The following is a 12,602-nucleotide window of genomic DNA, read 5'->3' as shown; positions in this document are numbered from 1 at the left end:
GGCCAGCCCCTGTTCCGACAAATATTTGGTGATGGCGCTGGTCAGGGTCGTCTTGCCGTGGTCCACATGCCCGATCGTCCCGATATTGACATGCGGCTTGGTTCGCTCGAATTTCTGCTTGGCCATGATGGTTTCTCCTATGATAATCTTTGACTATTTTCTTTTCGCACTAAAAACACTAAAAATGCTTTTGTGGCTTTCGTTTGTTTCGCGGGTAGTAATTCTGGAGCCCACCACCAGGGTTGAACTGGTGACCTCGTCCTTACCAAGGACGCGCTCTACCGACTGAGCTAGGTGGGCAAAACAGCCCAAAAAAGAATAATAAACCCCTGCCCCCAAGGCTTAAGTTTTTTGCATGGAGGAGTGTTTTAAGACAAAGAACGTTAATTATATCAAAAATTTCTGAAAAGTCAATACTAAATTGGATTTGGATTTATTGATTTATCCGAATAGAGCTTACTTATATGGATTTCCCTGATCAGGTTAATGGTTTTTTTGAAACCCCGTAATACCAAAAGAATCAGACCATCATTCCTTGTTTTTTATAACCGGAATGTTCTTTTCAAAAGACGGTTTTACTATTCCCTGTTCGGTAATGAAAGCAGTAACAAAATGTGACGGCGTAACGTCAAAAGAAGGATTATATACGGCGATATCCGGCGGGGCGGTGGTAATGCTACCGAAGGATCTTATTTCTTCGGGTTCTCTTTGTTCGATGGGAATCTGCTGGCCGTTTTTGATTTTGGAATCAAAAGTAGACAGCGGGACCGCCACATAAAATGGTATTCTATGATGCTGCGCCAGCACCGCCAGGCTGTAAGTGCCGATCTTGTTGGCAAAATCGCCGTTCCGGGCAATCCGGTCGGCCCCCACTATCACGCAGTCTATCTTTTTCTGGGCCATCAAAAAAGCCGCCATGTTGTCGCAGATCAGGGTGGCCGGTATCTTTTCCTGCATCAGCTCCCAGGCGGTCAGCCGGGCTCCCTGCAGCAGGGGCCGGGTCTCATCGGCATAGACCATTTTTATCCGGCCCCGCTTGAAGGCGGTAAAGATCACTCCCAGAGCGGTCCCGATCCCCCCGGTGGCCAGGGCTCCGCTGTTGCAGTGGGTCAGGATGCTGGAGCCTGGCTCAATCAGGGCGCTGCCGTACCGCCCGATCATGGCGCAGGCGGCGGCGTCCTCGGCCTGGATCTTTTTTGCTTCGGCCAGCAGGGATGCTTTGATATCCGCAAGGGCTGCGCCCTTTTGGGCCAGAGCCTTGAATTTTTGTTCCATCCTTTCCAGCGCCCAAAACAGGTTGACCGCAGTGGGCCGGGTTTTTTTGATCCGCTGAAAGGCGGCGGTGAAATCCCTTTGCAGGCTCTTTCCCGTCGAATTCCTGATACCCAGCGCCAGGCCATAGGCCCCGGCGATGCCTATCAGCGGAGCGCCGCGCACCGCCAGTGTTTCGATGGCCCAGGCCAGCTTTTCCACGTTATCGCAGTTCAGGTACTTGAGCCGGCCCGGAAGTTCCCGCTGGTCTATCAGCGCTATGCTGCCGTTCTTCCACTCTATGGGTTTGATCATGAAATAAACTTCTCCCTGATTGCTCGAATTGTTTGACATTAATTGACACTAAAGACACTGGGAAATATATAAAACAAGGAAAACCTGAAAAATCTTCATAATCTGCGTAAATCTGCGGATATCAGCGGCTCCGTTTTTTAATCTTAAGTCTCCTGATCATCTTATCTAATTTCATCAGCGGCAGGCCCACCACGTTGAAATAACAGCCGTCCACCCTTTCCACCAGCAGCGCCCCCAGCTCCTGGATTCCGTAGGCTCCGGCCTTGTCTAACGGCTCGCCCGAGGCCACGTAATTATTTATGTAGCCGGATGACATCCGGCGGAATTTTACTTTGGTCGTCTCAAAGCCGGTGATGATCCTGCCATCAAGTGGAGATATCAGGCACAGTCCGGTATAGACCTGGTGCCAGCGGCCGGAGAGCATTTTAAGCATTTGTACCGCCTCGGCCTTATCCTGAGGTTTTCCCAAAACATGATGCCGGTAGGCCACCACCGTGTCGGCCGCCACTATCAGACGTTTCCTGTCGTACCTCGACAAACGGGACCTGACCTCCAGGGCTTTTTCCCGGGCCAGCTTCCGGACCGCGGTTTCGGGACTGAGGTCTGCGGCCCCGTCCTCATCCACCCGGGGTGCCACTACTTTGAAATCAGATCCCACTGCTTCCAGCAGGCTTTTGCGCCGGGGCGAGCCCGAAGCCAGGATGATCTTGGGCCAGTTCAGACATTTTGATATTTTGGCCATATGACCCTTGCCTGTACCGTGTTGTCGTTGATTGTCTGCCCCCTGTCCAGCATCCTGGTTCCGCAGGCCGCCACCATGGCCGCGTTGTCGGTACAGAGCCTGATGCCGGGGATCACAATTTTCAGCCCCTCCCTCCGCTCCAGCTCGGCCAGACTCTGGCGCAGAAAACCGTTGGCGGCCACCCCGCCGGCCACTATGACATTCCGGCAGTCCGTCAGTTCGCAGGCTCTTTTTACTTTTTCTGTCAGGACTCCGCAGACCGATGTTTGAAAGCCCCGGCAGATGTCGTTGATACGTTCTGGGGACATATTTTCCCGGCCGCCGTTCTTCGGATCCAGCGCGTAATTCAAGACCGCGGTCTTAAGCCCCGAAAAGGAAAAATCCAAGCTCTGCGGGCCCAGCAGGGCCTTGGGAAAAACGATCTGGCCGGAAGATGCCAACTTGGCCCGCTGTTCTATAGCCGGCCCTCCGGGATAGCCCAGCCCCAAAAGTTTGGCCACTTTGTCAAAAGCCTCGCCGGCGGCGTCATCCAGGGTCTGGCCCATCAGGAAGAACCGGAAATCGGCAGCGATGTGGAAGAGCGAGGTATGCCCGCCCGAAACCACCAGGGCCACGGCAGGGGCTTCTAGTTCCGGGTTATCCAGAAAAGCGGCCTGAGCGTGAGCCTCCACGTGGTTGACCGAAACGAAGGGAACGTTTAGGCTCTGGGCCAGCCCCCGGGCAAAACAAAAGCCCACTAACAGGGCTCCGGCTAAGCCGGGCCGGCTGGTGGCGGCCACGGCGTCTATTTGACGGGGTGAAAGTCCGGCCTGGGTCAGGGCCTCCCTGACCACCGGAACTATCTTTTTCAGGTGATCGCGCGAGGCCAGTTCCGGCACCACTCCCCCGTATTGCCGGTGCACCGTCTGGGAATGAATGACGTTGGACAGTATCTTTTTCCCGTCCCGCACCACTGCCGCCGCTGTCTCGTCGCAGGAGGTCTCTATGCCCAAGATCATCATTTGATGTCCACCTCAAAGTCGCGGGGGTCGGCGGCGATCAGTTCCAGCTTGTCCGGCAGTTCTATCACGGCCTGCAGCCGGTGATGGCCCGGGGCCAGCCCCTTCAGGTCCAGGGTGATCCTGAACTGCCCGGCTTCGATCTGCTGCAGCTGCTGCCGGGGCCCGGCCACCGCCAGATCTATGGTTCCAGGGGAAAAGCTGACCAGATAACCCTGGCCCCGGTTCAAAAGCGTTACCGGCACGTTTTTATATAAGCGCTCCTGGGTCTTTTCGAAACACAATTTAACCCAGACCGACTCCGGGTCCGCCCGGAACAGCAGGCTGTCGAGCGGGGCCACCCGGCAGTAAACCCTTTCATTCTCCGATTTTCCGTCCACCTTGACCGGCCGGGTGTAGACGCTGTCTATTTTTTCCAGTTGGCGCTGGGGACCGGTGATGGTCACCCGTAAAGGCTCGGTAGACGTGCTGTCGCAGATTATATAGCCACTGGCCGGGATGCCGGAAACGTCGGGCAGCACCCGGACCTCCTTCCGCCCCTGGCGGTCCAGATTGACGGTAATCTCATTGTTCACAAAAGCCGCTTCCGCCGCTTTCAGGTTGAAGGGGTACCGCAGCAGAACCGGTGACAGGCCGACCGTCAGTTTTTTTATCTGGCGGTTGGCCATATCCACCAGCACTTTTGGGGGAATCAGTTTGAATACTATCATGTCCTTGCCCCGGGCCTTTATCTGGCAGGGAACCAAGGAGGGCGTGGCCGCCAGCACAAAACCGGCCGGAATGTTCGTCACCAGTACCGGACAGTATATTTTTTGCTGGTATTCGCGCTCGGTGGCGGCATGCAACCACATCAGCAGGCCCAAGGCCAGCGAGGCCAGGCGGATGTCAAAATTCCTGAATATTTTCCAGCAATTGTTCATGGGAATATTTGTGCTACGATTTTTATATTCGTGCTACGGATTGAATGATGACCTTTGGGGATCTATTTCTTTCCCAGCCAGCCTTCCACCAGGCCGCAGATGATATGTTCCATGGCCAGGTGACACTCCTGTACCCGGCAGGTGGCGTCGCCCGGAGCTAGCAGACAGAGGTGACATGTTTTTTTAAGTTTGCCGCCGCTGCCGCCCGAAAGGCCTATGGTCTTAAGGCCCTTCTTTCTGGCGGCCTGCACCGCTTTGAGCACGTTGGCCGAATTGCCGCTGGTGCTGATGGCCAGAAGTGCGTCGCCCTTATTCCCCAAGGCCTCCACCTGGCGGGAGAATATGGCGTCGAAGCCGTGGTCATTGGCCTCGGCTGTCAAAAGCGAGGCGTCGGTGGTCAGGGCCAGGGCGGCCAGGGCCCGCCGTTCCTTCTGGAATCGAACCACCAGCTCGGTGGCCAGGTGCTGGCTGTCGGCCGCGCTGCCACCGTTCCCGCAGATCAGCAGCTTGCCGCCCGATTTCAGGGCCTGGTGGATCACCTGGGCGGCCTTATGGATGTTGGCGGACTGCAGGACCGCAGTCTGTTGCAAGGCAAACGAGCTCTTGAAGAGTTCGGCCTTGACGGCCTGGATTTCCTTGTTCGTTTTCATTTTGGTGATTTATAAGCTTATAGATGATATTTTTTGACAGGATTAACAGGATTTTCTAGCCCTTTATTTATAAAGAATCCCGTAAATCATGTAAATCTTGTCTACCTTAAAATGCCACTGCAACTTTTCAACACTGCACATGCATTGTTTCGCGGATGTAATCCTTAAGGCCTTCTTCCCATGGCCGGAGAGGGATTTTGAAATCCTTTGTCCAGGCAAAATTGTTCAGCACCGAATAGGCCGGCCGTTTGGTTGGAGTGGGATATTCGTGGGACTTGATGGGAAGTACTTCGGCCTTGATCCCGGCCAGTTCTACTGCCTTTTTAGCCAATTGGTGCCAGGTGCAGGATCCCGAATTACTGAGATGATAAACGCCGTACAGGTCGCTCTGGATCAGCATTGACAGGGCGTTGCACAGGTCGCGGGTATAGGTGGGCGAGCCGGTCTGGTCGTCCACCACCTTGACAGACCCGGTCTCCCTGGCTTTTTTAAGGATGCTGGCCACGAAGTTTTTTCCGTTGATCCCGAAAAGCCAGGAGGTGCGCACGATGTAGAATTTTTTCAAAAGATCCCGGACCTCCATCTCACCAGCCAGCTTGGACCGGCCATAGTGGCCCAGAGGATTGGGACTATCCCACTCGTAATAGGGTTCACGTTTTGCGCCGTCGAAAACAAAGTCGGTGCTGAGGTACAGCATCGGAATATCCAGCTTCTGGCAGGCCAGCGCCGCATGCCGGGTTCCCAGTCCATTGACCAGATAGGCCTTATCGGGGTCGGACTCGCAGCCGTCCACGTCGGTCATGGCCGCGCAATGCACCACCAACTGGTGATTGAGGTCGGCGATGGCTTTAACCGCTTTTTTTTGCGAGAGGTCGAAATCGCCGATATCCACCCCGGTTATCTGGTGCTGGGCGCTGAGCTCGGCGCAGAGGTCGGTGCCCAGCATCCCCTTGGCCCCGGTGACTAGGATCTGCACTTGGCCCGCTCCGCCTTCTGGCCGATGTAGTGGTTGACCCGCCACAGGTCCTCGATGGAAGATCCGGCGTCGCCCCACCAGCCCTTGATGATCTCGTAGGTCATCATGTCTTTTTTGATATAGGCGTTGTTGACGTCGGTGATCTCCAGCTCGCCCCGTCCCGAAGGCGTCAGGGTCTTCAGGATGTTCCAGACCCGGGCGTCGTACATATAGATGCCGATCACGGCGTAGTTGCTCTTGGGGTTCTTGGGCTTCTCCACGATGTTCTTGACCAGTTGGCCTTTTAGCTCGGCCACCCCGTATTCCTTGGGATTGTCCACGGTTTTTAAGAATATCTTGGCGCCTGATTCCTGCTTCTCAAAATCATTGACCGCTTTTTTGATGGAGCCGTCCAGGATGTTGTCGCCCAGCATCACCACCGCCTTGTCGTTGCCCGCGAAGTGCCGGCAAAGCCCTAAGGCCTCGGCGATCCCGCCTTCATGCTTCTGGTAGGTATAGTTGATGTGCTTGAGCCCGAACTCCTCGCCGTTGCCTAAAAGGCGCAGGAAATCGCCGGCCGCGTTGCCCCCGGTCACCAGCATAATGTCCTGGACCCCGGCCTCCACTAAGGTCTGGATAGGATAGTAGATCATGGGCCGGTCGTAAACCGGCAGCAGGTGCTTGTTGGTGATACTGGTCAGGGGGCGCAGCCTGGACCCCAGGCCGCCGGCTAAGATGACGCCTTTCATTGTCAACCTTTCTAAAATATATTTTACTAAATTATGAAGTTGCGAACTTGTGAAGTTCCGAAGATGCGCCGAACCTCGATATCTTCTGAACTTCCCACCTTCTTGAGCCTCAGCTTCTGGCCCTAAAGTGTATAGCTCTGGCGAACTCCGCCGCCGTCTTGATGTTCCCTTTCTTCTCCAGGATGTTCCCCACCACCACCGCGGCAGCCCCGGCCCGGGCCTTGGCCCCGGCCTCATCGGGCGTTCTGATCCCCCCGCCCACCACTACGGGAAGCTCGGCGTACTTGGCCACCCCGGCTATCATCTCCTCGGGGACGCTGTGCTGGGCCCCGCTGCCGGCGTCCATGTAGATCAGCTTCATCCCCAGCATCCGGGCGGCCAGAGCGTGGGCCATAGCGATGTCGGCCTTGTCCCGGGGGATGGGCATGGTGTGGCTCATGTAATTGGCCGAGGTCAGCTTGCCGGACTCGATCAACATGTAGCCGGTGGGGATCACCTCCAGGCCAGAAACCTTGAGCATGGGCGCGGCCTTGACCTGCTCGCCGATCAGCAGATCGGCGTTGCGACCGGAAACCAGCGACAGGTACAGGATGGCGTCGGCGTGGGCCGAGACCTGGTAGGCGCTGCCGGGAAAGATGATCACCGGGTTCTTGAAATTCTGCTTCAAGGCCTTGATGGTATCATCTATCTTGTTTGACATCAGCAGGCTGGTGCCGAACAGGATGGCGTCGGCCCCGGCGTCGTTCAAAGACTGGCCGATCTTGGCCGCGTCCTGTTTTCTGCACTTGTCCGGGTCCAAAAGGACCAGGAAATTAGAGCCCTTTTGTTTGGCGGTTTTCAGCAGTTGTTGGTAGATCATTTGCCTCCTTTGGACCTCTCCCTAACTCCCTCTCCTAAGGCATTAGGAGAGGGACGCCTGTCCGCCTTAGTGCCAGCGGAGGTGGAGGGTGAGGTTAAAGCCCCGGTGGGGCATACTGTAACACATTGTCCGCAGCCGGTGCATTTTTTATTTTCAACCTCCAAGCCCCAGGCATGAAGTGCCAGGGCCTGCACCGGGCAAACGCCCGCGCAGAGCCCGCACTGGCCGCAGAGTTGGTGATGGATGGTGATCATAGTCTCAAATTACTTTGTCTTCTAAAACCTTGGGCATTCTCATCCATATCTTTCCGTCAAGTATTTTGCCCGCCTTCTTCTTGTTAAACCCGCCCCATTGTTTGAAAAAAAACGGCACTTTATTTTTTATACATTGGTCTCGTAATTCTCTGGCCCATTCGGGCTGCATGGGTCTTGCGCCTGGGCCGGACTCGCCGCCTACTATTGCCCAATCAATGTCTGTTAAATCAACCTTGCCAATCTGCCCCAGCAGTGGTTCAAAAGAAATAAATTTAACTTTGGCTTTGGTAGTGCGCAAACTGTCTATCCTGTATAGATGCTCTCTATCTTCTACAGTAACCCCCATCCATACATTATCTGGCCAGGACAATTCAGGGGCGAGGTCGAACAACCTTTCTGCCCGTTTGGTCAATACTTGGTAAGTATGCCAATGCGCACTCTCCATTACCTTAAACACCCGTTGGATGAATGATACCGGTACGCTTTCGTGGAACAGGTCACCCATTGAATTAACAAAAATCATCCTGGGCTTGCGCCAGCCCAAAGGGTAATCCAACATAGCCGGGTGCGTGGCTACCTTGAAGCCTTTCCTGTAATTATGCTGGCCCATAGCTTGCAACCGCCTGGTCATCCGCTCGGCATAGCAATTGGCGCAACCCGGGCTGGTTTTGGTGCAACCTGTAACAGGGTTCCAGGTTGCTTCGGTCCATTCTATATTAGTAAGAGCCATTATAACCCTTTATTTCTATATTTTGTGAATATGTGATCGGCTATTTCGGACGCAACAGGTTTTTGCGAAGCAAAATAGAGATAATAAACAATGGAATTATAAGAATTTCTCATGGGTATGGGCTCTGGGACATATTTAAAACCCGCCACTTCTTTTAATCTTTTTCGAAACCCTAATTCTAAAATATCGTTCGTGGTTTTCAGTTCTGATTCACCAAGAAATGAAGTTTGTTTTGATTTTGCATAGCCTACCTGCCGCCACGTTTCATCACCCCAAAATGCATTCATCCTCTCGATTTGTTCGGCAGATACTTTTTCTTTATTGTGCTTTAAGACGTTCATGTTAATGTCCATCACGGGGAAATTGAGAAATATTTCAATGCTTTTCATCTGGCCGGCAGTCAAAATTATGTCCCAATCAAGATGCAATCCATAAGGGTCCAAAATACACAATGCCCGTTTGTATCTTTTGTAATCTATTAAGGGGAATATTTGATCGCGCAATACTTGATTACAATCACCATCATATATTTCTACATTGGGGTAATCTTTTGCAAGTGTTCTAAGGTTGGCTGCTTTGTCCTTGTCAATATCAATGAGATGATAGTTCTGAAATGGTGGTTTAACCAACAGAGCATTTAATGGGCTGCCGGGTATAAACGCGCCTGTAGATTTAGCCAGATGCACTCCCGAACCTGCGAAGGCATCAATGTATGAATACTTTAAATACGACTGATTAGACAATATCTTTGTATATGCCTGGGCATATTCTTTGATAATATCTAATTTCACCTCGGACCAGTATCCGACCTCATCGTAAGTAACTTTAGGCATCACTTCCCCTCCGTCATCTTCCATAGTCACTCTATAAAATATCTGAGTGGATGGTGATCATAATTTATTGAATATGATTCCCTCTATCTTTCCCATCTGTTCCTTCAGTTTCCCCTCGTCCTTCCCGCCCACCTGGGCCAGCTGAGGTCGGCCGCCGCCCTTGCCGCCGGTGGCCGCGGCGATCTTCTTGGCGATGTCCCCGGCCATGAACTTCTTGGATTTGATCAGCTCGTCGCCCACCGCAACGGTGAACCCAAACTTGCCTTCGTCCGTACTTGCCAGTATGATGATCCCGCCCGGCAGTTTGACCCGCAGCTTGTCGGCCATCTCCCGCATGCCGTCCTGGGTGAAACCATCCAGCAACTTGACCAACAACTGAACGTCTTCAACCTTTTTAACCTCTTTAAACAAACCCTCTATTAGACTACCCTGCTGAAGTTTGACCTCCTCCTTCTTGGCTTTCGCCAACGTCTTTAATTCCTCCATCTGGGCATTTAGCTTTTTGACGATGTCCTCACGGTTAGCCTTCAGCCGGTACTGAATCTCGGCTACCAGCATCTGGTCCTGCTTGATCTGCTTATAGGCGGCCTCTCCGACCACGGCCTCGATCCTCCGCACCCCGGAGGCAATGGCTTCCTCCTTGATTATCTTGAACAGCCCCAGCTCGCCGCTGTGCTTGACGTGGGTCCCGCTGCACAGTTCCTTGGAGAAATCCCCGCAGGAGATCACCCGGACCTCTTCCCCGTATTTTTCCCCAAACAGGGCCATGGCCCCGGTCTTCTGGGCCTCGGTCAGTTTCATTTGCTGATCGGCCACCGGCAGATTATCCATGATCTTGCGGTTGACCAGGTGCTCCACCTCGTCCAGTTGCATCTGGTCCAGTCCGGCAAAATGAGTGAAGTCAAAGCGCAACCTCTTCGGGCTGACCATGGAGCCCTGCTGCTGGACGTGCTTGCCCACGATCTGCTGCAAGGCCGCCTGCAGAAGATGAATGGCGGTATGGTGCCTGGCGGTGCTTAAACGGGCCTGCTGGTCCACCGTGGCGGTGACCTCGTCCTTCAGTTTTATTGAGCCGGAAATGATCTCGGCATGATGCACCGTGGAGCCGTTGAAAGCCTTGACGGCATTGAGTATCTTGATCCGGCAATTGGGATTCTCCCAAAAGCCGATATCCCCGGCCTGGCCGCCGCCCTCGCCGTAGAACGGGGTGTTTTCCAGGGTGATGTCCACGGTCTGGCCTTTCTCGGCCTTATCGATGGATAATTCCTTAATATATAGTCCATTGACCCTGGTCTTCTGCACCAGGCTGTTATAGCCCACGAAGATGCAGGCCGGATAGTCTACTTCCTTGGCGGCGGTGTAGGCCACCTCGCCCCGGGCCGCCCGGGCCCGTTCTCGCTGTCCGGTCATGGCCTGTTTAAAGCCCTCGGAATCCACCTTAAAACCCCGCTCTTCGGCCATCACCTGGGTCAGGTCCAACGGGAAGCCGAAGGTGTCGTATAGTTTGAAAGTGTCGGGGCCGGAAATGACAGTTCCCTTGGAGGCTTTTAGTTTTGACGCGATCTGATCAAACAGCGAAAGCCCCAGGTCCAGCGTCTCGCCGAACCGCTCCTCTTCGGTCTTGATCACCATGGCGATATGCTCGTGCCGCTGCTTGATGTCGGGGTAAGCCTCTCCCATGATGTCTATCACCCGGCCCGATAACTTGTACAGGAACGGCTCATGGATCTCTAGCAAACGCCCGCGCCGGGCGGCCCGGCGCAGGATCCGGCGCACCACGTAGCCCCGGCCCTCATTGGAGGGCAGCGCCCCGTCGCCGATGGTAAAAACCAGCGCCCTGATGTGGTCGGCCACCACCCGAAAGGAGGTCCCCTCTTTTTTATCAGGAGAATATCTTTTACCGCAGATCTCCTCGGTCTGTTTTATGATGGGCGTGAAAAGGTCAGTGGCGTAATTGGAATCCTTTTCCTGCATGATGTGCACTAATCGCTCAAAGCCCATCCCGGTGTCCACGTGCTTGGCCGGCAGGGGCTTTAAGCTGCCGTCGGCTTGGCGTTCGTACTGGATGAACACCAAGTTCCAAACCTCCACGAACCGCCCGCAGTCGCAGTTGGGCCTGCAGGTTGGTTTGCCGCAACCGTGCTTCTGGCCTCGGTCGTAATGGATCTCGCTGCAGGGCCCGCAGGGCCCGGTCTCGCCCATCTCCCAGAAGTTGTACTTGTCCTCGAACTTCTGCACCCGCTCCTTGGGCAGGCTGGTTAATTTGAGCCAGTGCCCTAAGGCCTCGTCATCGCTGATGTGCACCGTGGCATACAGCCTGTTCTTGTCCAGTCCGGCCTTTTGGGTAAGGAACTCCCAGGCGAACTCTATAGTCTCTTTCTTGAAATACCCTTTGCCTATGCCATCAGCAGATTTTGGATCGCCGAAGGACCAGTTGCCCAGCATCTCAAAAAAAGTGTGATGGGTGTGGTCCTTGCCCACCTCCTCCAGGTCGTTGTGCTTGCCCGAGACCCGCAAGACCTTCTGGCTGTCGACCGCCCGCTGGTAATCGCGGGTCTCCAGGTTGAGGAAGATCTTCTTGAACTGGTTCATCCCGGCGTTGGTGAACAGCAGGGTGGGATCGTCCTGGGGCACCACCGTGGCCGAGGGCACGATGGTGTGGCCTTTGGATTTGAAGAAATCAAGGAATAATTGACGGATTTGATTTGATGATAACATGGGCATAACAGGTTTGAATATTTTGATATGAGTTAGAAAATCATGTCACCAAGGATTAGGCTCGAGCCGTACTTGCAGGCTATTACTGCGAGATGCAAACCAATATAGAAACTTACGGGACAATAATGGTCGTGTCGTAACTGGATACATCGGAATTCCAAAAATGAAAATAAAATGTATCGGATTGAGGTATCTGTACAGTCATTTGCGTATAAATTGGGATGAATGCCATTGTGCAATATGCAGCTGTTGGGTATTTACCATATATTGTTATGTTTATATCGTCCCCGACTCTATTTACTTCATTATGTGAATAAACATAACAACCATTAGAGCCCCATGAACGTGCAGTAAAAGAAATAGTGCTATCTGTTTTCTCACCAACACTGATGCTATCGGTAGGGATTTTGGTTGTTTCCCATTTTTCGGGTTCAGTTGATTTTGAGCAAGACGTTGCCAAAAGAACAATAGCGAGAATATAAATATAACCTGAAAAAAGCGTTAAAAACAGATAAACTGAGATGGGATACGTGTAAAACACTTGTAAATACAGTCATCTTGGCATATAATGCGATGTAAAAGGACTTGCACACAACCCTACTTAAAAAGTAACATTGTGAGATATGCC

Annotated in this window: 13 protein-coding genes and 1 tRNA gene; all 14 read right to left on the bottom strand. The window is 53.4% G+C overall.

The window, feature by feature from the left end; all coding sequences use genetic code 11:
* On the bottom strand, nucleotides 1-126 hold a 126-nt coding region (gene tuf, locus HY768_08330), incomplete at its 3' end, for an elongation factor Tu (GenBank protein ID MBI4727209.1).
* A 98-nt stretch (nucleotides 127-224) separates the two neighbouring features.
* Nucleotides 225-300, bottom strand: a tRNA-Thr gene (locus tag HY768_08325).
* A 228-nt stretch (nucleotides 301-528) separates the two neighbouring features.
* Nucleotides 529-1,563 (bottom strand): S-methyl-5-thioribose-1-phosphate isomerase, encoded by a 1,035-nt coding sequence (gene mtnA, locus HY768_08320; GenBank protein ID MBI4727208.1) that lies wholly within the window; start codon nucleotides 1,561-1,563, stop codon nucleotides 529-531.
* 124 nt (nucleotides 1,564-1,687) lie between these two features.
* Nucleotides 1,688-2,308, bottom strand: a complete 621-nt coding sequence (maf, locus tag HY768_08315) for a septum formation inhibitor Maf (GenBank protein ID MBI4727207.1) — start codon at nucleotides 2,306-2,308, stop codon at nucleotides 1,688-1,690.
* Nucleotides 2,284-3,309 (bottom strand): tRNA (adenosine(37)-N6)-threonylcarbamoyltransferase complex transferase subunit TsaD, encoded by a 1,026-nt coding sequence (gene tsaD / locus HY768_08310; GenBank protein MBI4727206.1) that lies wholly within the window; start codon nucleotides 3,307-3,309, stop codon nucleotides 2,284-2,286. The genes maf and tsaD overlap by 25 nt, the downstream gene beginning before the upstream one ends.
* Nucleotides 3,306-4,226: a hypothetical protein gene (locus tag HY768_08305; GenBank protein ID MBI4727205.1), complete on the bottom strand. Its 921-nt coding sequence runs from the start codon at nucleotides 4,224-4,226 to the stop codon at nucleotides 3,306-3,308. Before HY768_08305 ends, tsaD begins: the two co-directional genes overlap by 4 nt.
* 62 nt (nucleotides 4,227-4,288) lie before the next feature.
* Entirely contained in the window at nucleotides 4,289-4,876 is a 588-nt protein-coding gene (locus HY768_08300; protein ID MBI4727204.1) for an SIS domain-containing protein, read from the bottom strand.
* Nucleotides 4,877-5,003: 127 nt separating this feature from the next.
* Nucleotides 5,004-5,852 carry a dTDP-4-dehydrorhamnose reductase gene (gene rfbD, locus HY768_08295; protein ID MBI4727203.1) on the bottom strand — a complete coding sequence of 283 codons (849 nt, stop codon included), beginning with the start codon at nucleotides 5,850-5,852 and terminating at the stop codon, nucleotides 5,004-5,006.
* A complete protein-coding gene (locus HY768_08290) occupies nucleotides 5,840-6,580 on the bottom strand; it encodes an NTP transferase domain-containing protein (GenBank protein MBI4727202.1) in 741 nt (246 codons plus the stop codon). The genes rfbD and HY768_08290 overlap by 13 nt, the downstream gene beginning before the upstream one ends.
* Nucleotides 6,581-6,689: 109 nt before the next feature.
* Nucleotides 6,690-7,439, bottom strand: coding sequence for a geranylgeranylglyceryl/heptaprenylglyceryl phosphate synthase (locus tag HY768_08285; GenBank protein MBI4727201.1), 750 nt, complete (start codon nucleotides 7,437-7,439; stop codon nucleotides 6,690-6,692).
* The gene (locus HY768_08280) at nucleotides 7,436-7,693 is read right to left on the bottom strand and encodes a 4Fe-4S binding protein (protein MBI4727200.1); all 258 of its coding nucleotides are present in this window, start codon (nucleotides 7,691-7,693) and stop codon (nucleotides 7,436-7,438) included. Before HY768_08280 ends, HY768_08285 begins: the two co-directional genes overlap by 4 nt.
* A 4-nt stretch (nucleotides 7,694-7,697) precedes the next feature.
* On the bottom strand, nucleotides 7,698-8,423 hold the full coding sequence (locus HY768_08275) for a phage Gp37/Gp68 family protein (GenBank protein MBI4727199.1): 726 nt from the start codon (nucleotides 8,421-8,423) through the stop codon (nucleotides 7,698-7,700).
* Nucleotides 8,423-9,280: a three-Cys-motif partner protein TcmP gene (gene tcmP / locus HY768_08270; GenBank protein ID MBI4727198.1), complete on the bottom strand. Its 858-nt coding sequence runs from the start codon at nucleotides 9,278-9,280 to the stop codon at nucleotides 8,423-8,425. Before tcmP ends, HY768_08275 begins: the two co-directional genes overlap by 1 nt.
* Before the next feature lie 33 nt (nucleotides 9,281-9,313).
* Complete coding sequence (gene alaS, locus HY768_08265; protein ID MBI4727197.1) at nucleotides 9,314-11,974, bottom strand: alanine--tRNA ligase; 2,661 nt, start codon at nucleotides 11,972-11,974, stop codon at nucleotides 9,314-9,316.
* Between the last annotated feature and the right edge of the window lie 628 nt (nucleotides 11,975-12,602).

The sequence above is a fragment of the candidate division TA06 bacterium genome (assembly GCA_016208585.1).
In the GTDB taxonomy this organism is placed as follows: Bacteria; Edwardsbacteria; AC1; order AC1; family EtOH8; genus UBA5202.
The sequence above is the reverse complement of the archived record's forward strand: the minus strand, read 5'-3'. Positions and strand labels throughout refer to the sequence as shown.